We start from the raw sequence: 22,084 nt of genomic DNA on the forward strand, positions 1-22,084 counted from the left end.
ATAGCGAGCATTGTTCTATTCGCAAATGGGGCTGAGGATTAAATTGGCTTGTTAGTCAGCCTATCTTGATTAACCCCATGGTCTGGTTAGAGTTTTTGTTTAGTATCAGTCTGTGGCACGTTTTGAAAAATGCAGTAGCCGATTATTGGCGGGCATGGCGGTATCTGCAACCAATGTGAAGGCTTGCGCTTGGGCGAGCTGAATAATCCATTCTATGTCCCGAATACCACTCTCACTATCTCTTTGTTTTAAATACTGATCGAATTGACGATTACTGTCGCTGGTAAACTGACCTTGGTAGTTAAAAGGGCCGTAAATACAGAGGGTATTGAGTTGTGGCAAGTATTGGCCCAAGCCAGCAAAAAAGGCTTCAACCATGGTTTGACTCATAATATGCAAGGTATTGGCGCTAAACACGGCGTCGATGCGGGTGTTATTGATGGGCCAAGGTTGGGTGACATCGAGTGCGAAGGGCAAGCCGAGGTTGTTGATGCCTTTTTGATGCCCTTGTTGGTGGCATCTTGCGCTAATGCCCTCAAGGTAAGCGGCTTGATCGCTGGTTTGCCAGAAAAGCTGAGGTAGATTTTCAGCAAAATAAACGGCATGTTGTCCCGTGCCGCTGCCAATTTCCAGCACCTGTTTGGCGCTGGCAAAGGCGGTTTGTAGCACGGCGAGTATTGGCCCTTTGTTATTTTCACAGGCTTGAGAAAAAGGCAGCAAGCTAGGCGGCGTTTGAGGATCCTGAAACATGGTATGTCCTAAATTTGTCCTTGCGGAGGCTGGCAAAGTGTTTGTCTGATAAACACGCGGTGTCAGTCTGCATCGCGGTCGTAATGGCCTGTAGCTTAAGCCAATGCGGCGGCAAATTCTATTGATAAGCACGATTTGGGATGGCCGCACGGGTTGAGTTTTATTCGGCTCTACAATCTTCTGTTGACCACGATATTAGCTTAGATATACTCGAAAATTCTGAACAAATGTAAAAAATATAAAACAAAAACAGCTTAAATCTGTTCAAAGGATCCCTATGTCTGCTAAACGCTGCGCGTCTTATTACAATGCCACCATCAAGCAAGAGTCTGATTATCCAGAACTTGAAGGCGATATTCGGGTCGATGTGGCCATTATTGGCGGCGGATTTACGGGTGTGGCGACGGCGGTCGAATTGGCCGAAAAGGGTTACCAAGTGGCGTTACTTGAGGCCAATAAGATTGCCTGGGGGGCCACAGGGCGAAATGGCGGCCAAGTGACGGGGAGTTTGTCCGGCGATGCCGCCATGACCAAGCAATTGCGGCGTCAGCTTGGTCAGGAGGCTGAAGATTATGTGTGGAACCTTCGTTGGCGCGGCCACGATATTATCAAAAACAGAGTGGCGAAGTATGGCATTGATTGTGATTTAAAATTTGGCCATATCCAAACGGCGTATCGCCCCGCACATATGGTCGAGTTACTGCAAATGTTTGATGAAGCTAATCGCCGTGGCATGGGGGAATTGATGACCTTCGTGCCAGCGCAGGAGATGCCCGCCTACTTAGCTTCGCCCTTGTACCACGGTGGGCTGGTCAATCGGCGGAATATGCATCTGCATTCGGTGAATTTATGTCTTGGTGAGGCGCGAGCGGCGGCTTCATTGGGCGCTAAGATTTTTGAACATTCGCAGGTGCTGGATATTCAGCAAGGAGAGCTTGCAACTGTGGTCACGCCAAAGGGCAGGGTGAAGGCAAACAGTGTGCTTATCGCCGGTAATGCTTATCACAAATTGGGCCGGCCTCAGCTGCGGGGCATGTTATTTCCCGCCTCCCTTGGCAATTGTGCGACAGCCCAATTGCCGCCAGATTTAGCTAAGCAACTCAATCCGCAGGATTTAGCTGTGTATGATTGCCGCTTTGTGCTGGATTATTACCGCTTAACCGCCGATAACCGTTTGATGTTTGGGGGCGGCACCAATTACAGCGGCCGCGATCCTAAAAATGTTGCCGCCGAGCTGCGTCCGGCGATTGAACGCACTTTCCCCCAGTTAAAGGGCGTCGACATTGAATTTGCCTGGGCAGGCATGGCAGGGATAGTGATTAACCGTATTCCCCAACTGGGCAAGATAGCGCCGAATATCTTCTATTGTCAGGGATATTCGGGCCATGGCGTGGCGACTTCCCATATTATGGCCGAGATCATGGGGCAGGCGATCGATGGTCAAATGCGAGAGTTCGATCTCTTCTCCGCCATGCGTCATATCCGGATCCCATTGAATGAATGGTTTGGTAATCAGGCCCTTGCGCTAGGGATGTTGTACTACACCCTGAGGGAAAACTGGCGCTAAATAGCGAGTAATCCGTCAAGCTCAAGCGCATTATTAGTAGCATGGGTGATTTGTTACTCTGGTTCGCTGCAATGGACTCGTTACTACGTATTCTCCATCGCCAGTTTTTCTGCGAGATAATCCACTAATACCCTTACTTTGGCGCTCAGGTGACGATTCTGCGGATAGAGCGCCCAAATGCCTTCTTTAGCTTCGCGGTGCGCGTCGAGAAAGGAGATGAGTCTACCTGCATGTATATCTTCTTCAATGTAATAATCAGGGAGTTGCACTATTCCTATGCCCTTTAATGCTGCATCTCGCAGGGCGTAACCGCTGTTGCAGATAAGGTTGCCACGTACCTTGATATTGCGCTCGCGGCCATTTTCAATAAAGCGCCAGTAATTGTGATTCCCGATCAGGCAATTATGTTGATTTAACTCCGAAAGCGTGTGGGGCTCACCGTATTTTTCAACGTAACTGGGCGAGGCAGCCACATAATGGGTGCGGCTACTCAAGGGTTTGGCCATCAGGCTGGAGTCGGCGAGTTTGCCAAGGCGAATGGCTAAATCGTAACCGCCTTCAATCAAATCTAAGGTTCTATTGGTCAAGTCGACATTAAATTCCACGCTGGGATATTGCACCATAAAATCATTGAGTAACGGCATGATAAATTTTTCGCCGTAGGCCACGGGCGCGGTGAGTTTTACCAATCCTTGGGGCGAACCTTTTAGATCGGTAATCGCCCGCTCGGCCTCCTCGAGGCCTGTTTGCAATTGGCGGCAATGGCGATAATAAATCGTGCCTTCTTCGGTGAGCGATACCTTGCGAGTTGTACGATAAAACAGCTTAGTGCCGAGGCGATTTTCCAGCGCGCCGATTTGCCGACTCACGTGGGCGGTGGACACATTAAGGCGCTGTGCGGCCAAGGTAAAGTTCTCGGCCTCGGCCACTGCTACAAATTCTGATATGCCATCCCAAAGGTACATTGTTGCTTCTCAGTAAAAATGAATTGCCAAAATGCTAGATTATCAATCCTCAGGAAATAAATACAATCTAGTGACTGCATTACCGCACACTATTTTTAAGCTTATCCATCCGCCTCAATCTATGCTTACAAGCAAGTAGGGCATGAGGTAAGCCGTAAATCGATAAGCCCATTGATTAAAAGAAGGAAAGACAAGCATGTCGAACGAAAAACCACAGTTTATCAAGTCAAAGGCCGCCGTGGCCTGGGGGCCGGGACAGCCGCTCAAGATTGAAGAAGTCGATGTGATGTTACCTAAAGCTGGCGAAGTGTTAGTTCGCATCGTGGCGACTGGGGTTTGCCATACCGATGCGTTTACCTTAAGTGGTGACGATCCAGAAGGGGTATTCCCAGCGATCCTCGGCCATGAGGGCGGTGGTATTGTTGAGCAAGTGGGCGAAGGCGTGACCAGCGTACAGGTGGGCGATCATGTGATCCCTCTCTACACGCCTGAGTGTGGCGAATGTAAATTCTGTTTATCGGGTAAAACAAACCTGTGCCAGAAGATCCGTGCGACCCAAGGCAAAGGTTTAATGCCAGATGGCACCACGCGTTTCTATAAAGATGGCCAACCCATTTTCCATTACATGGGCTGTTCTACCTTCTCTGAATACACTGTATTGCCTGAAATTTCATTGGCTAAGGTTAATAAAACTGCGCCATTAGAAGAGATCTGTCTGCTAGGTTGTGGTGTGACAACAGGTATGGGCGCCGTAATGAACACTGCTAAGGTGGAAGAAGGCGCGACCGTGGCGATTTTCGGCCTAGGTGGTATTGGTCTTTCGGCCATTATTGGTGCGACCATGGCTAAAGCCAGCCGAATTATTGCCATCGATATTAACGAATCTAAATTCGAACTTGCCCGTAAGTTAGGTGCAACCGATTGTATTAATCCGAAACATTTCGACAAACCCATTCAAGAGGTGATTGTCGAGATGACCGATGGCGGCGTGGATTATTCCTTCGAATGTATCGGTAATGTCAATGTGATGCGCAGCGCGCTCGAGTGTTGCCACAAGGGCTGGGGTGAATCAGTGATCATTGGTGTTGCGGGCGCAGGGCAGGAGATCTCCACCCGTCCATTCCAACTGGTGACGGGCCGTGTATGGCGCGGTTCTGCCTTCGGTGGCGTGAAAGGACGTTCGCAATTACCTAAAATCGTTGAACAATACCTTGCAGGTGAGTTTAAGCTCGATGACTTTATTACCCACACTATGGGACTTGAGCAAGTCAACGAAGCCTTCGACTTGATGCATGAAGGCAAGAGCATTCGCAGCGTGATCCATTTCGATAAATAAACGCTCGGTTTGCCATCACAGCAGCAGATAACCGCTAACGGCTTATCTGCTGCTTATGCGTTTTAAGCTTGTGATAGGATTTTGAACGGCAAGCTAAACGCTGAAAGTGAACAGGAAAGGGATTGAAATGACCATAGAAAATATCAGCTGTAACAAGAGTTTTGGTGGTTGGCACAAACAGTATCGCCATCAATCTCAGGCGCTGAATTGCGAGATGCGCTTTGCGATTTACCTGCCACCCGAGGCGGCCAACAAACCTGTGCCTGTGTTGTATTGGCTATCGGGTCTCACCTGTACCGACGAAAACTTTATGCAGAAGGCGGGCGCGCAGCGTATTGCGGCTCAGTTGGGAATGGCTATCGTCGCCCCCGATACGAGTCCCCGTGGCGATGATGTCGCCGATGCGCCGGATAAAGCCTATGACTTAGGTCTTGGCGCGGGGTTTTATTTAAACGCGACCAGAGCGCCTTGGAATCGCCACTATAAAATGTACGACTATATAGTGCATGAGCTGCCAGCGCTGATTGAAGCGAATTTCCCCGTAACAGGGCAGCGCGCTATTTCTGGCCACTCCATGGGCGGGCACGGCGCGTTAGTGATAGGGTTAACCAATCCCCACAGATACAGTTCAATCTCGGCCTTTAGTCCTATCAGCAATCCAAGCAATGCGCCTTGGGGGATTAAAGCCTTTACCGAGTATTTAGGGGAAAATCGTGAGCACTGGCGCCAATACGATGCCTGTGAGTTGCTAAAACTGGCGATTAATGAAGTGCCTGTGTTAGTCGACCAAGGTGACGCCGACAGCTTTTTAGAGGCGCAACTGATGCCACAAACGCTTAGTGATATCGCCAAAGCAAAAGGCTACCCCTTAGATTTGCGTATGCAGGCGGGGTACGACCATAGCTATTATTTTATTGCGAGCTTTATTGAAGAGCACCTTAAATTCCATAGCTTGTATTTTAAATAAGGCTGCCTATCGTTAACCCCTTTCAGGATTAAACTTTAGAGTTAAAGCCTAGGGTAAATATTAAAAAGCGCGGTGAACATCAAGTTCGCTGCGCTTTTGTTTTCTACGAATAAATCTCGATGTCATTCAACATGCCAAATTGACCAATTGCGCCTGAATGATATGAATGCTGCGGCTATATCTCAAATGAGGAAAAGCTGTTAAGTTCTCGACATTAATGATGATTCATTCTCTATATTCTCATCACGCAATATTGGCGAATAAATAGACGCAAGGATAGGAGTTCAATATGAAATGGATGTTCGTACTGTTACTGGCGATAACCAGTGCCGCCAATGCCATGATTTTCAGGCATGATGTGGATGACGCGAAATATCAAGCGGCGGCGCAAAGTGATAATTCGACGGTCAGCTTTTTAGGACTTTATAAAGGCGATGAAATCGTGCTTGGTACTGGCAGCCTTATCGATAAGCAATGGATTGTGACGGCGGCGCACGTGGCTAATGAGCTAACGGTCGGCAATAAGGTGCAATTTAAAACGCATTTTTACCCGATTAAAGACGTGATAAAACATCCACTTTGGAAAGAAAGGCACTTTCCCTACGATATTGCCTTGGTTCAATTGGCTTCTCCCATTGAAGATGCAACACTCGCTAGATTGAATCATGCCTCAACCGAAACGGGCAAAATCGCCACCTTCGTCGGACGTGGCGATTATGGTAATGGGCTGGTGGGCGTTGCGGGGGCCGACAAACAATTACGCGCAGCACACAATGCCGTGGTCGGGGTGCAGGAGCAATGGCTGCAATTTATCTTTGACCGTGACGCGAATGCCTTACCATTGGAGGGGATTAGTGGCCCAGGAGATTCGGGCGGCCCCGCGTATCTCACATCGGCCGATTCAGTTTGTCTTATCGGTGTCAGCTCATGGCAAAATGCCGAGTCAACCAATTGGGAAGAGGGCAAGTATGGCGTGATTGAACATTACTCACGTATTTCATATTTTCGGGATTGGATTGAGCAAACCTTATTTCAGGCATCAAAGATTGTGCTCGCTGGCTGCTCTGATAGCTAAAAATGCTGCAATCGATGCGATATGGGCGTACAGCCTCAGCATAAAACAGGTACGTTTTTCATTCCGTGATCAATGATAGAGACAGAAACGCCTGCGATTGCAGGCGTTTTTGTCAGTGCTTAGTCGCTTAGTAGTGCTAACTCTCTACTTTTTAACCCATTTTCCTTGGGCGTTTTGCACATAGTTGCCTTTATCTGTGGCGGCGATAGCTTTTTCACCGGCAAGTTTGGCCACATCGGCGGCGGAGATATTGTTCTTTTTCGCGATGGTTTCGTAATGGGCGCGGCGTTTGTTGTTCACATCGTCCATCACGGCTTTGGCCTCGCTATTATTTTGCACTAGTCCCAGATAGCCATTGAGCTGCTCACCTAAGTAACCTTGGGATTTGGCTTCCTGTAGTGACATGGCAAAGGCATTTAAGCTGAATAAACTCAGGCCGAGCAACAGGAGTAATGTTGGCTTTTTTAGCAGGGTTTTGAGTGGCATTGATTTCATTGTATATTCCTCAATTCTTAGTGATTAGAACAACTTATCATCTGATAGAAGCTGATCTAGCTCCTTATCCACTTTGATTTTTATCTCGTGTTCAATTTTCACATTGAGATTAATCACAATCGGTTTATCAGGCGGCTCAATCTTTACCGTTGGCGCACAGCCTTGCAATGCCGCCAGTAGCAGCAATGCACCTAAACTCACTTGCTGTAATTGAATGATCTTCACTGAGGTTTCCTTGTTACTTCACGGATTTTTCGATTCTGTCCTGCAGATCGTTACCAATCTGAAGACTCCTGAATAATTGCAGCATGTTCTCTTCATGAGAGTAATTCAAGTGGATGGGGCGTTCAATCCCTTGGCTGCGGCCTTTGACTTCCACTAAGAGCTTGGCATCACCGGTTTGATCCATATCGAAACTACTGGATAACTGGCTGTATTCTAAATGTTCTAGTGCTGAAAATACAAAGTCGAGATAAGGCTGCGATTGACGCATTTGATCGACTGCTGGATTACCCGAAATCGCAATAAGGCCACCGGGCGCACGGGCCGCCAACTGGCCACCGCTGATCGAGACTTTGCCATCGACTAAATCCACGGGTAATACACCATCGAAAATACCATCGGCATAGATACCAATTTGTGGCTGAATGCGCAGCACTTCCTCAAGGCTCATGCCCTGCAATAATAGATAGGCGTGGGATTTGTCCTGTAATTTTAAATTAAAATCAGGCAGTAAGAACTGGCCGCTCAATACTTTGCCCTTGGCGGTCATCGACACGTCGGTATCACTCAAGCCCGTGAGTTGTTGCAGCCAATTGTCGGGAAGCTTTTTGGCATCCTTGGCAAGGGCAATATCGGCCTCCACTTCGATATCGGTCAAGGGAAAGCCGGGATCGAACAAGTTAAAGGTCATCACGGTCTGCGGGCAGTTCAGTCGGCTTAAACTGCTGAAATAGCCTGGCGCTTGCGGCGCCTTATAGGATTGCCCCCAAGTGAACTCGCATTGGGCCTGTAATTTCCCGCCTTCAAAGGTTGTGTCTTGATAAAAACCTTCTAGCTCTGTCATCGACTGGGTAATTTGCATGGCAAATTGGGTCTGCTCTGGCTCATGTGTCAGCTTAAATTGTGCCTGTAATTGGTTATGGCCTGTCACATTTAACTCAGCGGGCAAGGGCTGGGTTTGATTAAGCAAAGATAGCGCTTCTGTCATGCTAGTATCGACAACCCACTGGCCCGTTAACAGCAGTGGCTTGTTAGGCGCGGCGAACTGTAATTGATGGTCGCTTTGCAGCTCAATCGTGCCGACTTGCCACTGTTCATGGCCGTGAAGACGTTGGTTTTGCCAGTTTAACGTCTGCGCGAGTGCCAAATTATCCAGTTTAAGCACAGTCTGTTTACGTGTGCGGCCTTTGGCACTGAGCTGCTTTTCAATCAAGAGCTGCTGCGCTTGCCAGTCAACTTGATTACTCAACTGACTCGATTGGATTGCATTTTCAATGGATTGCAACGAGGAGTAATCGAGCGTCATCGCCTTTGATGTCTCAAGGGAGAACGCCTTGAGGCTAATATCGTTGCGACTGCTCTGTATTGCGGTAGTGGCGCTGTTGTTGCCAGTAAGATTGTCTACCGCTTGGCTCACGCGCAGCTGCGATAGGGCGAGCGAGAGCGGCGGCAGCTTGAACGCAAACTCGGTCGATTGTGCGCCAGTCGTATCCTGAGCCGCCAACGGGGTTGCACTCGCGGCCATGGGAGCCTTAGCGTTGAGTTGAATACTGCCAAGGCTTAACTGCGTCTGTTTAGTTTGATGCTCGGCGGCTTGCGCAGTTTGCTGTAGCTGCAGATCTTCAAGTGCAAATTGTAAAGTATCGCTTGAAACACTTGAGACACTCGAGTTACTCGTCACTGGCGCTGTGCTCACTTGCCAATTCAGCCCTTGAGCCGACTGAGCAACACTGATATGACCCGCCGTTTGCAGCATTCCAGCGCCCCAACTGAGATCCTGCGGTGCTGCGTGCCAAAGCTCCCGCAGCGACAGCGGGGTCGTTTGCGTAAGCGCCAGTTGCCAGCGGCTCGCGACCTTCCAATCATCTGGCGTGGGCGTTAACTGGATATCTTGTAAGTGAATACGCGTCTCAAGCTTACTGTCTAGGGTGCTTAACTCGAATGCGGGCAGCGCTATGGGTTCATGGCTGCTCGCTTGAGATGTCAGCGTATAATGCAGTGGCGTTGTCATCGAAAAGGCAAGGCCCACGGGCGCCTCGGTGCTTTTAAGCCCCGACAGCAGGGTAAGGAGCGCTTGAGAGTTTTCATCGCTCAATTGCAGTGACTGATTAAGTGCGGCTAATAGCTGCGTATGTTGTGCCGCATTGGGTGTGAGCTCAAGACGAAAAGGCTCGAGGGTGAGATTAAGCGAGGCAAGTGATCCACTAAGCTCAAATCCCAAAGCTGGCTGGGGCGCGAGCGTTAAGTCGGCAAAATGGCTTAAGCTGATGCTGGGCTGCTGAATGCGGTGTCGGCTTGTGATTTCGCCGCTGGCGAGTGTCATCGTGCTCTCAGAACTGAGTTGCCCACTTAATCCTATCCCAAGTTGTTGCCACTGTTGATCCCACTGGGTTAATTGGTTGAGGATGCTTCCTTGGGTTTGGCGCAGACCAATTTGATGCAGGTTTTCCAGTAGCGGCGCGATATTCAGTTCGCTCTTCAAGCGCCATTGTTCGTTGCCAAGCGTCGCGGTAAGGTGGGCTAACGGTTCACCCTCAGGGCTGCTAAAGGCTGTGGTTAATTCAGCTTGATGATTCAGGCTGAGTTTATCCATCACCAGCTGATATGCCGGAAGCTCTGCTTGCGGCGCTAATCTGAGTGTGGTTTTACCTATATCAATTAAAGGTAAAGATTTGATATTTAACGCCAACGCTGGCGTTTGTTCATCGGCGATGGTGGGGCTTCGCTCCAGCAGCGATGCGCCGAGTTCAACGTCTATCTCGCCCGTGCTAATGCGCTTGATTTTTTGAGTCAAGCTCTCAACTTGGACAAGTTGCTTCAGTTCTTCAAGGCTTTTGGGCCAGTTGAGTTCAAGCTGAATATCCAGATTATTGATCACTAAATGCGAGTCATGTACACGCAGGCTCGCAGAGCGAATTTGCCAATGTTCTAAACCCATGGGGCCTAAACGAATATCGCTAAGCTCACCGTCCATACCGCTTAAGGCATAATTTGCAACGCGAAGGATCAGGGCTTCGGTTTGGCTGTTTATTATCCAAATGGTTAGCGCCGCGCCAGCTAACAGGCCGGCCACAGTGGTGGCAATCAGGCTTTGTTTTAAGCGCTTTTTGAGTGTAGAACCGCGGCGGTACGCCGCCGAATCTGGCGCTGCGGCCGTAGTCGCTTCTTGAGTCATCGCCCGATGCGCGTGCTCAGCAGTCTCCTGATCTGGCGATGTCGGCGTGTTAACCATGGGGTTCGAATGTCATCCTTATCATCAGCGCCTTGCTATTGTTCCCCGTGGGAGCGTGAGGCGATTTGGGGCTGCCGATGCTGAGCGGCAAGCGGGATTAGCGGCAGTTTAACACTCAAGCCGCTGGCTGACTAATAAAGAACTTGGCAATCTTGCGCGAAGCAAGACTGAGTGCCTGTCATTATTCATCTTGATTTTACAGGCACTTATACGGCTTAAAGTAAAATAGCGTTTATCCCGATTGTTTATCCGCGTCGCTTATCCCAAGAGCTGAGCGCCAATCACGGCCACTCCGCAGAGCATCGCTAACAATAAACCGAGCTTTCCCCCCGCGACGCGGTAACCTTGAGGCTGGTTTGCCTTATCGCGCGTTTGTCTTTGTACCCACACCATGGCAACGGGTAAAAAAATCGCGAGGATCACGAGGGCGATTGCCGCATAGCCGAGGGCGGTAATAAATCCCTGCGGGTAAAAGAGGGCAAACCCCAGAGGAGGCACGAAGGTAATGGCGGCGGTAACACTGCGACCCGCGGCATTATCCTGCTGCCTTAAATTCGCCGCCATAAAGTCAAACAGACCAAGGCTGACCCCTAAAAAGGAGGTGGCCAGCGCCAGATCGGCAAAAACACTGATGGCAGAACTTAAGTATTGGCTGTGCAGTACACTGGCTAACTGATTGATAAAGCCTGAAAGACTCTGATTCGTCATCAGTTGGCTTTGGTTGAGTACGCCTTGGCTGCCCAGTTGCCACAGCAGGTAAATCAGTAGCGGTAACGCCGAGCCGAGCAGCATGATTTTACGCAGGCTTTTTACCTCAACGCCTAAGTAGCGCACCACGGACGGAATCGAGCCATGAAAACCAAAGGAGGTAAAAATCACTGGAATGGCCGACACGATAAGCCCTTGCTCTAGTGGCAGTTCGAGTAAATGTGTGCCTTCAACCTGCGGCAGTAATAGGGCCAGCATTAGGATTAACGCAATGATTTTCAAACTAAATAGCACGCGATTGATCAAATCGACACAATGGGTGCCTAAGCCGACTATGGTGCCGACTAACAGGGTAAAGAAGATGGCGCCGGCCTGTGGCGGCAGATCTAACCCTAACCAAGCATTGAGCTTTTGATTGACTTGCTCGCCGCCACCCGCGATATAGGCGGCGCACAGGGCGTAGAGTAAAAACATCAGGGCAACACTGGCAATCACTTGGCCCTTAGCGCCCAAAAGCGTGCGGGCTAATTGGTTCAGGCTCGCATCGCTCGGAGCAAATTGATGGATTTCAACCATCAGCAGGGCGGTGTAGGCCATCAGCGCCCAGAGGAGCAACATAATCAGGCTGGATACACCAAAACCGAGTCCTGCCGAGGCGATAGGGAGTGCGAGCATACCCGCGCCAATGGTGGTGCCTGCAATCAGTAGCAAACTACCGAAAAATTTATTTTGTGTCATAACTTTACGCTCAAACGTCTTTATTAATGGCTCAACTGTCTCAGATGAGTGCTTTATTGAGGAGCTGTGCAGAGTGGCGCGTGATACTGGGAACTAAAGGGTACGTGATGTACCTGTATTGTGATCGTGGCGCAATCTGCGGATCGTTGGGGATATGGCCACAATGGAAGGTCAGGCGAGTGTGCCTATCTATGCCATTGCGGCTACAGATAGGGATAATAAGCTGTGGTAATACGCATAAAACTCGCCTTTGCTTGGGGTTAATTCGGCACTTAATAACATCGAGTGATTTGGGCACATCTAATGGCTTGATCACATCACATAACGAAGGCAATTCGCTTGTTTTTAAATTTGTCTTAAATGTTAATAAGTTGCGTCAATGCCTCGTGCGGGTTCGAGGACGCAGGCTACGATAGGCAGTTAAGGTGTACTTGTCAACCATTACAACAGTATTTTGCTGATTTTTTGTCAGGGGCCAAGTGTACAATTTGTGTGACGTTGTGCCGTTTTTAGCTGAAGCTAAGGGGGACAAGACGGACTGTGGAGGCGAGGCTTTGGCTAGCACGAGAAGGGGTTGGCAACAGCAGGGGGGAGAACTGCTGGGGTTAGCTATAGCAGGTGAATAGGCCGTAACTGAATGTAAATGAAGAGTACTCTGCCGCAGACCAAAAGGAATACGGCAGAGAGGTACTATGATATTTGAAAGCGGACTACTTTTGCTGCGCTTTTTGATGGCGGGCAAGCAAGTTGGCGTTAATATCACTTAAGCTTAGTGATTGATCTTCAAGCAAAACTAGCAAGTGATACATCAGATCCGATGCCTCGTTAATCAGCTCCTCTTTATCGTGAGTTGCTGCGGCCAAGGCGGTTTCTAATCCTTCTTCACCGACTTTTTGGGCAATGCGTTTGGTGCCTCGGGCAAATAAAGAGGCGGTGTAGCTCGACTCAGGGTTTTGCCCCTTACGTGAGCCGATAAGCTCGGCTAGATTGTTTAAAAACGGGTGCGCATTGCCATCGAGCCAGCAGCTTTCGGTGCCTTTATGGCAGGTTGGGCCATTGGGCAATACCTGCACCAGCAGGCTGTCGTTATCACAGTCTTTATCGATGGCGACCAATTTTAGGGTATGGCCTGAGGTTTCGCCCTTGGTCCATAAACGTTGCTTAGAGCGGCTAAAAAACGTCACATCACCGGTCGCCAGCGTGTGCTGCAGCGCGGCTTTATCCATAAATCCGAGCATTAGCACCTTACCCGATAGGTGATTTTGGATAACCGCAGGGATAAGCCCCTGTTGTTTTTCCCAGTCGAGGTTATTGACCAGCTCTGCGCTTGCAGGGCCTTGGCAACAGCTTGAAGTGGTTCCAGTTGTCATATCTGCATACCTTATTATTTCTATCAATCGCTACTGATGTTGAGTTACTGGCGAATGGCGATGCCTTCGGCCGCTAAATACTGTTTCAACTCGCCGATATTGATAATGGCTTTATGGAACACGCTGGCCGCCAGCGCTGCATCCACCTTAGCCTCGATAAACACATCGCGAAAATGCGCCATAGTGCCAGCGCCGCCCGAGGCGATTAAGGGCACGTCGCACAGCTGGCGTACTAGGCTTAACTGTTTGATATCATAGCCCCCGCGCACGCCATCTTGGTTCATCACGTTGAGCACGATTTCGCCGCAGCCGCGTTTTTGTACTTCTTCGACCCAATCCTGAGTGTACCAAGCGGTTTCTTTGGTGGCGGCTTCATCGCCGGTAAATTGCTTTACCTTATAACTGTCGCTTGCCGCATCATAAAAAGAGTCTATGCCGATCACTATGCATTGACGGCCAAATTCATCCTGCAGGCGTGAGATTAAACTCGGATCGCTAAGAGCGGGTGAGTTGACCGAAATCTTATCCGCGCCAAAGGCCAATAACTCTCGGGCTTGGCCGATGGTTTTAATGCCGCCGGCGACGCAGAAGGGGATATCGATTTGCTCCGCCACTCGGCTCACCCAAGACTTATCGACCACACGGTCATGGGCACTGGCGGTGATATCGTAAAACACCAGTTCGTCGGCGCCCTCTGCGGCGTAACGCGCCGCGAGTGGCACTATGTCGCCAACAATTTCATGGTTGCGAAACTGTACGCCCTTGACCACGCAGCCATCTTTCACATCTAAACAGGGGACTATTCGTTTGGCCAGCATTGTATTGCCTCCGCAACATTAAACTGATTGATAAGTAAAGCTTTACCGATAATGATGCCCGCGGCGCCACTGTCTCTGACGGCGGCAACATCCTCAAGGGTGGCAATGCCGCCCGAGGCTTGCCAAGCGATATCGGGATAGCGGCTGGATAGCTCACGGTAGAGTGCGGTATTGGCGCCTGTGAGGGTGCCATCGCGGCTGATGTCAGTCACCAGCGCATGTTTTAGTCCAACTTGGCTAAAGTCTTCGACGATAGATTCTAGACTCTTACCGCCACCGCTTTGCCAGCCGGAAACCGCGACGATTTTCTCGCCGCTCTGATTGATATTCACATCCAGTGCGAGGCAAATTGCCTCGCTGCCAAACTTGTTAAACCAGCCTTTGACTAACTCGGGCTCTTTGACGGCGAGCGAGCCTATCACCACGCGTTTAACCCCAAGGGATAATAACTCGGCGACTTGTTCTTCAGTGCGGATCCCGCCGCCCACTTGAATATTGGCACTTAGCCCTGCAGTCAGCTTAGCAATCAAAGCCGTTTGGCGTTTAGCGGGTTCTTTGGCGCCAGTTAAATCCACGATATGCAGCCAGCTTGCCCCTTGGTCTTGGTAGGATTGCAACTGGGCCAGTGGGCTTAAATCGAAGGTAGTTTGCTGCCCATAATCCCCTTGGTAGAGCCTAACTACCTTGCCATCAATTAAATCAATTGCTGGAATGATCATCTGTTGTCCTTAAATTCTTTTTGCTGCATTTGCTGCCGCGCTTTATTGCTGCATGTTGTGGCTGAAACAAGCTGGCTTAGCCAAACTTAGCCTCCCCAAACTTAGCTCAGTCAAAAGCTAATAAGCGATTGCATTTACTGCATTTTTAAAAAGTTACCTAGGATTTGTGCGCCCACGGCTGCGCTCTTCTCGGGGTGAAATTGCACGCCCATAAAGTTGTCTTTACCGATGGCTGCGCTAAAGTCTTCACCATAACGGCATTGTGCCAAGGTGTAGTCGCTTAATGGCGCGCGGTAGCTGTGCACAAAATACACATAACTGCCGGCTGGAACACCGACAAACAGCGGGTGAACCTGAGACGGATTGCTAAAGGTCAGTTGGTTCCAGCCCATGTGCGGCAGAGGTAAACCTTCGGCCTTAAGTGTTTGACGGTCTAGCTCGTCGATCTCCGTTGGAATAATGCCTAAGCATTGGCAATCCAGCGCTTGGCCGCCGCGTTCTTTAGAGAGCAGGGTGAGCATTTGCATCCCTAAGCAGACCCCCAGCACGGGTTGAGTTAACCCTTGAATTAATTCGACTAAGGCTTTTTCAGATAAGGAAGCCATCGCAGCGCCAGCGCTGCCGACACCTGGCAGTACCACACGTTTAGCGGCTTTAATGCTGGCCTTGTCATCGGTGACTAACACCTTAGCGCCGAGGCGCTCAAAGGCGAAACGGACCGAGCTTAAGTTGGCGCAACCTGTGTCTATGATGACAACATCAAATTCATCTATGTTTGCTGACATTGGGTTTTCCTATTGATGGGTCAGTGGGGGAAGTGGTTTGTCGCCACATTTCCGAAACTGACCCTCGTTAAAATCATCAGGCTTTGTATTATTCGCTAATCAACCTGCATCAGGTCATTAAGTACCTAACTCAGATTTAACACGGCGTTAGAGCACGCCTTTACTCGATGGTAAGACATCACCTTCAACTTTGACGGCCTGACGCAGCGCGCGGCCCAGCACTTTAAATAACGCTTCGACCTTGTGGTGATCGTTGTCTCCCTCGGCGGCTACATGCAAGGTACAACGCAAGCCATCGGCAAAGGAGCGGAAAAAGTGCGGTATCATTTCGGTGGCCATTTCACCGACTTTTTCCCGTTCAAATTGGGCGGCGAATTTAATAAAAGGCCTGCCGGAGAGATCGAGTAAGCATTCGCCCTTGGCCTCATCCATCGGCAAACTAAAACCAAAACGGGCAATACCGCGTTTATCGCCCAGCGCTTGGCGTAGTGCATCCCCAATCGCCAATGCGGTGTCTTCTACGCTGTGGTGATCGTCTATCTCCAGATCACCATCGACATTCACCTCCATTTTGAAGTTTCCGTGGGTGGCGATTTGATCCAGCATATGGTCGAAGAAACCGATGCCAGTGTTGATGGCGCCTTTGCTGGCATTGTCGAGATCGACAGTCACGCGAATATCGGTTTCCTTGGTTGTGCGTACCACAGTCGCGGTGCGGCCCTTGTTGAGTAAGGCATCGGCAATCGCGTCCCAGCCTAGGCTGCCACGCTGATATTGAAAGCTTTTAATCCCCATGGCATTGCCCAGTTCCACATCTGTGTGTCTGTCACCAATCACGGCAGATTGAGTGAAATCGATGGTGCCTTGGGTCAAAAAGTCTTTCACTAGCCCTAGTTTTGGTTTGCGGCAGCTGCAATTTTCATCGTTAAAGTGCGGGCAGATGAGTACATCTTCAAACTTAACCCCTTGGCTAGACAGGATTTGCATCATCATATTGTGCGGCGCATCAAAATCTTCCTGCGGAAAGGAAGGGGTACCGAGTCCGTCCTGATTGCTGACCATCACCAACCTAAACCCAGCTTTTTGCAGGCGCAGTAAGGCGGGGATCACTTGGGGCTCGAATACCAGTTTGGCGAGGCTATCGACCTGTTTGTCGGTGATGGGCTCTTCAATTAAGGTGCCATCGCGGTCGATAAAAAGTATTTTCTGGGCGACATTTGGGGTAAATACTGGGTTCATGCTGCTACCTTTCAATTCAGTTTGTTATCTTTATAAAATCAGTCTATTAGGCCAATGCTGCGTTAATACTTGCATCAAATGCTCACAACTTTTGCGATTCAAATAGCGACACTAAGCGGTCGGTGTCAGCCTGAGAGCTAAAACTAAAACGAATGGCTTTAGCCAGCCTTGGGTCCTTATAAGCCCGCGCGACAATGCCATTGTCGATAAGTAGCTTTGCCACTTTTGCCACATCGTCGAATTCGGCGAGCACATAGTTGCCATTGGGTGTTAGCACGGCGCCGCCCCATTGCTCGCAGTACAAATTCAGCGCCGCCGCGAGTCGCTCGCCCTGAGCATTGAGTTCTTTGACTTGGGTTTTCATCCGTGCAATCCCAGCAGCGGATAGCGCTTGCACGGCCACTTCACTCACGGGCAATGGCACGGGATAGGGCGCAATCACCCGCATGATGATTTCGATAATCTCTTCATTGGCGAGCAAAAAGCCGCAGCGGGCGCCCGCTAAGGCAAAGGCCTTTGAAAGAGTGCGTAGCACCACAAGGTTTGGGTAAGACTCGAGTAAATCGGCGACGCTATATTCGGGGCAAAACTCGATATAAGCCTCATCGACGACAACGATGGCGTCGGGTAGGGCTTGGATGGCTTGCTCTATGCGCGCCTTCTCAATCACAGTGCCAGTTGGGTTATTGGGATTACAGATAAACACTAACTTAGCGCCGCGTGCGGCGGTCGCAAAGTCACTTGGGAGACAGTACTGAGCCGTTAAGCTTAATGCCTTAACGCCCACATTAAAGGTTTGCGCGCTAATGGCGTACATGCCGTAAGTGGGCCCAAAGGTGGCAATGGAGTCGATGCCTGGAACACAAAAGGCACGGATCAGCAGTTCGATGGCCTCATCGGCGCCGCGACTGGCGACAATTCTGCTCTTCGCAACACCGCTATATTGGCTATAGGCATTGATTAACGCGGGTGGTTGGCACTCGGGGTAACGATTTAACTTAGATAAATCGAGTTCGGCAACGGCCACATTATTGAAGGGCGATTCGTTAGCGTTGATCCAAATATCCCCACGACCACCCAGCCTGCGAGCACTTTGGTAAGGCGTTAACTCGAGCAGTTCGGGCCGAGCAAGACGTGCGGCAAGGGTTGTTGGCTCGATGCTTGTGCTTTCGAGAGTATTGCTGGCGCAATTGGCGCTTGGAATATTTGTCACAGGCACATTGCTCGTTGTTGCTGGGCTCGTTGGTGCTTGGCTAGTTGGCACTTGGCTCATCCTATTCGTCCTAAGTCTTGCTATGGCTTTAATTAAGCGTACTGTTGATTGCGTTACTTATTTCCATCAGTCCTTAAGACTGGCTAAGCGTATCGCGACCGCATTTTTATGGGCATCGAGTAACTCATTGTTGGCAAGGGTCATCACCGCTTGCCCGAGTCCGAGCAGGCCCTTAGCGCTGAGCTCTTGCACCGTAAAGCGGCGGCTAAAGTCTGCCAAGGAGAGGCTAGATACCGCGCGGCTATAACCGTAAGTTGGCAATACATGGTTAGTCCCACTGGCATAATCCCCAACCGATTCAGGTGTATAGGCCCCTAAAAACACTGAGCCTGCGGCGCGAATATGATTTAGTACGTCCCGTGGGAAGCGGGTTTGAATAATTAAGTGTTCGGGTCCATAGCGATTCGACACGAGCGCCGCTTCTTGCGTATCTTTTACCAAAATGGTGCGGCTGCCTTTTAGGGCGGTCGCGGCAATCTCTTGGCGCGGCAGGGCGGCCAGTTGTGACTCGAGCGCTTGATTGACAGCTTGTGCTAATGGCTCAGAATCCGTGACTAAAATGACCTGCGAATCAGGGCCATGCTCCGCTTGCGAGAGTAAATCCGCGGCAATAAACTGCGCATTGGCATCGCTATCGGCAATCACCAACACCTCGGAAGGGCCTGCGGGCATATCGATAGACACAGTGCAGCGACCATCTTGGGAGACTAAGCGTTTGGCTTCGGTGACATAACGGTTGCCTGGGCCGAAAATCTTATCGACGCTAGGAATCGTTTCAGTACCAAAAGCGAGTGCGGCAATGGCCTGTGCGCCGCCCACTTGATAAATTTCAGTGATCCCACAGGCGTTTGCCGCATACACAATCGCATCGTTAATCGGCGGCGGACTCACCAATACGCGTTTTTCGCAGCCGGCGATTTTTGCTGGCAGGGCCAACATCATCACGGTCGAAATGAGGGGCGCGCTGCCGCCGGGAATATATAAACCGACTTTTTCAATCGGTTCGCTACGAAGCTCGCAGCGAACACCCGCTTGGGTTTCAATCTCTATGGGGCGAAATTGCTGCGCGCTGTGAAACACATCAATATTGGCCATCGCTTGGGCAATGGCGGCTTTAAGTTCTGCCGAGACTCGTGCGCTGGCGGCGCTAATCTCACTTTCACTTAAACGCAGACTGTCGATATTGGCACTATTGAAGCCATCAAACTTTTGATTAAACTCTTTCAGCGCCGCATCGCCACGGTTAGCCACGGCATCGACAATCGCCCGAACACTTTGTTCTAAGCCGCTGTCACCAATTAAAGGTGAGCGTTGGAGCGCGGCTTTTTGTTCATCGGTGGATAATGCTGCCCAAGTCAAAATATCCATAGATCACCCCATCATTTTTTCAATTGGCATTACGAGGATAGAGCTGGCGCCGAGCGCGGTGAGTTGCTCCATGGTGTCCCAGAATAAATCTTCAGTACTGACGGCGTGGATGGCCACTCGATTAGTATCGTCGTTTAATGGCAATACAGTGGGGTTTTCGGCACCGGGCAGCAGGGCGACAATTTGATCTAAGGTTTCAGTGGGCGCGTGCAGCAAAATATATTTACTTTCACGGGCGCGGATCACGCCGTTTACGCGGGATAAAATTCTGTCGATTAAGGCTTGTTTGCTCGGCGTTTGAGTTTGGGTCGATTGGATAACACAGGCCATGGAGCGATAGATGACTTCGGTTTCGTATAAACCGTTGGCCTCAAGGGTGGCGCCGGTGGAGACTAAGTCACAAATGCCATCGGCAAGCCCGGCACGCGGCGCGACTTCAACCGAGCCTTTCAACATACAGTCGCGATAACTTATGCCTTTTTGTTGCATAAAACGGCGAAGCAGATTGGGGTAGGAGGTGGCAATTCGCAAGCCTTCCAAGGATGAGGCATCGGCATAGCTAAATTCGGTTGGCACAGCTAACGACAGGCGACAGGCACCGAAATCAAGTTGGCGTAATTTCACAAACTCCGCAGGTTTATTTAAGGTTTGACGCTCAATCTGCTCTTCTTCGAGCACGTTCTCACCAATAATGCCTAAATCGACCACACCATCCATCACCAGCCCTGGAATATCATCGTCACGCACTCTGAGTAAATCGATAGGCATGTTGTCTGCGTGCGCGATAAGACGTTGTTCGTTAATGGAAAACTTAACACCGCAGCTCTTGAGTAATTGCTGTGAGTCGGTGGATAAACGGCCAGATTTTTGGATGGCGATGCGTAAACGGTTTGATTCAGTCATAGTCTTGTCTCGCTCAAAGTTAACAAATTCAAAATGATATTCTTTTGTCGCATGGTTTAACTGGTTTCTATGTTTGGCCGGTATTTATCTAGCTAACATATTGAAATTACATACTAAAAACGGGTTAAGTTGTAAGTTAAAAAGCCTAAAAGCAAAAACCCCCGGAATTCCTTCCAGGGGTTAGTGATCATCTTTGAATCAGTCCGCCAGAAGGATACAGTCCTCCGGCAGTGAGCGTCCGAAGGCTACCGCATATGGTGGTGATGATGGTGGATAGCGTTCAGTAATGGGCTCATATGACTCTCTATACTCTATTCTGTTGAATTCGGTGTTGATGGATACTTATCCATCGAACGTTTTTTTAAGCTAACCGCTTTCTGTGCCGTTTGCAACAGCTAATTTTAACTAAATAAGAATATTTATGCGCTTTATGAAAATGTTTCATCTTGGTGGTCGCTGGAGGTAAATCAACCGATCGCAAGAGGGGACTACTTGAGGTTTGCTAGGGGTGGGCAGAAAGCTGACTCTACGTTTAGAACCGTTCGGCAGCTAGAATAGCGGCAAGGATGGCAGATTTTATCTAGCAGCATCCTCTGGACTGGCGAGTGCGGATGAGTGTCAGTCACAGCGCTAATGCCGAATTAGTGCTGTGACATCCGTTTTATTGTGCTAAATATTCTCCAAACAGTTGTTCAACTGTCTGTTGGCAATATTTATCTTCACCACGCCAATATTCGGCAAATACCCAGTCATTTTTGCCTTGGCGTTGTCTATCGACAGTATAGGGTTTTAATATTCCCAGACTGGCTAATATTTCGATTAATATTTGTCGCTCAGCTTTACTCGATTTTATTACACTCGCTAATCTTTTCTCCAATGCGCTGGGATAATCGCTCGGCTCAGATGTTTCGATAATCGTTAATATCTCCCTAAAACAGGCAATATCATCTGTTGTCGGCTCTGGAATATCTGCATTGATAAATTGGCTTAAATCAAAATAGGTATACAAAATATCCCCATGGCGCACGCCGCCCCATTTAATGCGCTCGAAATTGAATACGTTAATATCCATTTCGATATAGGATTGACTTCCTCGGATGCCATATTGACTGTCTCGGCAAATGCCACAGGTATAGGAGTGTGCCGTTGGTTTGCCATCCGTGTAGGAAGTGCCTGAAATGACGGGCGCATATTGGTGTGATGGAATTTTTTGGGCGATCGCATAGGATGCAAGGGATGAGCGCCAATCCAGTCGCCTAGAGGTTAGACTGCTTAAAAATCCTTTTGTTACTTGTTTTTGCGAAATGCCTTTTACTAGCGCTGTGATGGCAATGATGCATTCATCGTGGGAGATAGTTAAAGGATCAAACATTAATCCTTTCGATTTGGCGTAGTTAAAGTCGGACTCGGAGAGACTTCTATTTTTTGCGTCAATCCAACCATTCTTCCAATAGGTGGAGAATAAAATCCTTTTTGCTTTTTTATCCATATCTGATTCTTTTTTATCTTTTAATAATTGGGTTTGATATATCTTAAAAAATCTTAATTAAAGCG

General features: G+C 49.4%; 19 protein-coding genes. 4 read left to right on the top strand and 15 right to left on the bottom strand.

Annotation, left to right across the window (positions count from 1 at the left end; translation table 11 throughout):
- Nucleotides 1-105: 105 nt before the first annotated feature.
- Nucleotides 106-750: a DUF938 domain-containing protein gene (locus L2713_RS15950; protein ID WP_248968548.1), complete on the bottom strand. Its 645-nt coding sequence runs from the start codon at nt 748-750 to the stop codon at nt 106-108.
- Between the two features lie 277 nt (nt 751-1,027).
- Here L2713_RS15950 and L2713_RS15955 point away from each other — a divergent pair, with 277 nt between their 5' ends.
- Nucleotides 1,028-2,317, top strand: coding sequence for an NAD(P)/FAD-dependent oxidoreductase (locus L2713_RS15955; RefSeq protein ID WP_248968549.1), 1,290 nt, complete (start codon nt 1,028-1,030; stop codon nt 2,315-2,317).
- Nucleotides 2,318-2,400: 83 nt separating this feature from the next.
- On the opposite strand, the gene L2713_RS15960 is transcribed toward L2713_RS15955, so the two are convergent.
- Nucleotides 2,401-3,282, bottom strand: coding sequence for a LysR substrate-binding domain-containing protein (locus L2713_RS15960; RefSeq protein ID WP_011622556.1), 882 nt, complete (start codon nt 3,280-3,282; stop codon nt 2,401-2,403).
- Between the two features lie 196 nt (nt 3,283-3,478).
- Between L2713_RS15960 and L2713_RS15965 the strand changes: the two genes are divergently transcribed.
- The 3 genes from L2713_RS15965 (at nt 3,479) to L2713_RS15975 (ending at nt 6,660) form a co-directional block, all read left to right on the top strand.
- The gene (locus L2713_RS15965; RefSeq protein WP_011622557.1) at nt 3,479-4,618 is read left to right on the top strand and encodes an S-(hydroxymethyl)glutathione dehydrogenase/class III alcohol dehydrogenase; all 1,140 of its coding nucleotides are present in this window, start codon (nt 3,479-3,481) and stop codon (nt 4,616-4,618) included.
- 127 nt (nt 4,619-4,745) lie between these two features.
- Nucleotides 4,746-5,585: an S-formylglutathione hydrolase gene (gene fghA, locus L2713_RS15970; protein WP_011622558.1), complete on the top strand. Its 840-nt coding sequence runs from the start codon at nt 4,746-4,748 to the stop codon at nt 5,583-5,585.
- A gap of 289 nt (nt 5,586-5,874) precedes the next feature.
- On the top strand, nt 5,875-6,660 hold the full coding sequence (locus tag L2713_RS15975) for a S1 family peptidase (RefSeq protein WP_248968550.1): 786 nt from the start codon (nt 5,875-5,877) through the stop codon (nt 6,658-6,660).
- A gap of 144 nt (nt 6,661-6,804) precedes the next feature.
- Here the strand turns inward: L2713_RS15975 and L2713_RS15980 are convergent, their stop codons facing one another.
- The 13 genes from L2713_RS15980 to L2713_RS16040 all read right to left on the bottom strand — a co-directional run bounded on the left by L2713_RS15980 (nt 6,805) and on the right by L2713_RS16040 (nt 22,019).
- Nucleotides 6,805-7,155, bottom strand: a complete 351-nt coding sequence (locus L2713_RS15980) for a YdbL family probable chaperone protein (RefSeq protein ID WP_248968551.1) — start codon at nt 7,153-7,155, stop codon at nt 6,805-6,807.
- A gap of 24 nt (nt 7,156-7,179) precedes the next feature.
- A complete protein-coding gene (locus L2713_RS15985) occupies nt 7,180-7,380 on the bottom strand; it encodes a YnbE family lipoprotein (protein ID WP_011622561.1) in 201 nt (66 codons plus the stop codon).
- 13 nt (nt 7,381-7,393) lie between these two features.
- The gene (locus L2713_RS15990) at nt 7,394-10,609 is read right to left on the bottom strand and encodes an intermembrane phospholipid transport YdbH family protein (RefSeq protein WP_248968552.1); all 3,216 of its coding nucleotides are present in this window, start codon (nt 10,607-10,609) and stop codon (nt 7,394-7,396) included.
- A 258-nt stretch (nt 10,610-10,867) separates the two neighbouring features.
- Nucleotides 10,868-12,055, bottom strand: a complete 1,188-nt coding sequence (locus L2713_RS15995) for an aromatic amino acid transport family protein (RefSeq protein WP_248968553.1) — start codon at nt 12,053-12,055, stop codon at nt 10,868-10,870.
- 710 nt (nt 12,056-12,765) lie between these two features.
- Nucleotides 12,766-13,425: a bifunctional phosphoribosyl-AMP cyclohydrolase/phosphoribosyl-ATP diphosphatase HisIE gene (gene hisIE / locus L2713_RS16000; RefSeq protein ID WP_248968554.1), complete on the bottom strand. Its 660-nt coding sequence runs from the start codon at nt 13,423-13,425 to the stop codon at nt 12,766-12,768.
- Between the two features lie 44 nt (nt 13,426-13,469).
- Entirely contained in the window at nt 13,470-14,243 is a 774-nt protein-coding gene (gene hisF, locus L2713_RS16005) for an imidazole glycerol phosphate synthase subunit HisF (protein WP_011622565.1), read from the bottom strand.
- Nucleotides 14,225-14,962 (bottom strand): 1-(5-phosphoribosyl)-5-[(5-phosphoribosylamino)methylideneamino]imidazole-4-carboxamide isomerase, encoded by a 738-nt coding sequence (gene hisA, locus L2713_RS16010; protein WP_248968555.1) that lies wholly within the window; start codon nt 14,960-14,962, stop codon nt 14,225-14,227. Before hisA ends, hisF begins: the two co-directional genes overlap by 19 nt.
- Before the next feature lie 134 nt (nt 14,963-15,096).
- A complete protein-coding gene (gene hisH, locus L2713_RS16015; protein ID WP_248968556.1) occupies nt 15,097-15,747 on the bottom strand; it encodes an imidazole glycerol phosphate synthase subunit HisH in 651 nt (216 codons plus the stop codon).
- Nucleotides 15,748-15,894: 147 nt separating this feature from the next.
- Entirely contained in the window at nt 15,895-16,986 is a 1,092-nt protein-coding gene (hisB, locus tag L2713_RS16020; RefSeq protein WP_248968557.1) for a bifunctional histidinol-phosphatase/imidazoleglycerol-phosphate dehydratase HisB, read from the bottom strand.
- Nucleotides 16,987-17,068: 82 nt separating this feature from the next.
- The gene (gene hisC, locus L2713_RS16025; RefSeq protein WP_248968558.1) at nt 17,069-18,259 is read right to left on the bottom strand and encodes a histidinol-phosphate transaminase; all 1,191 of its coding nucleotides are present in this window, start codon (nt 18,257-18,259) and stop codon (nt 17,069-17,071) included.
- A 66-nt stretch (nt 18,260-18,325) separates the two neighbouring features.
- Nucleotides 18,326-19,627 (bottom strand): histidinol dehydrogenase, encoded by a 1,302-nt coding sequence (gene hisD, locus L2713_RS16030; protein ID WP_248968559.1) that lies wholly within the window; start codon nt 19,625-19,627, stop codon nt 18,326-18,328.
- A 3-nt stretch (nt 19,628-19,630) separates the two neighbouring features.
- The gene (gene hisG, locus L2713_RS16035; protein WP_086903682.1) at nt 19,631-20,530 is read right to left on the bottom strand and encodes an ATP phosphoribosyltransferase; all 900 of its coding nucleotides are present in this window, start codon (nt 20,528-20,530) and stop codon (nt 19,631-19,633) included.
- A gap of 661 nt (nt 20,531-21,191) precedes the next feature.
- Complete coding sequence (locus L2713_RS16040) at nt 21,192-22,019, bottom strand: hypothetical protein (protein ID WP_248968560.1); 828 nt, start codon at nt 22,017-22,019, stop codon at nt 21,192-21,194.
- Nucleotides 22,020-22,084: the final 65 nt, after the last annotated feature.

Origin of the sequence: Shewanella seohaensis (assembly GCF_023283775.1) — a bacterium.
Taxonomy (GTDB): Bacteria; Pseudomonadota; Gammaproteobacteria; order Enterobacterales; family Shewanellaceae; genus Shewanella; species Shewanella seohaensis.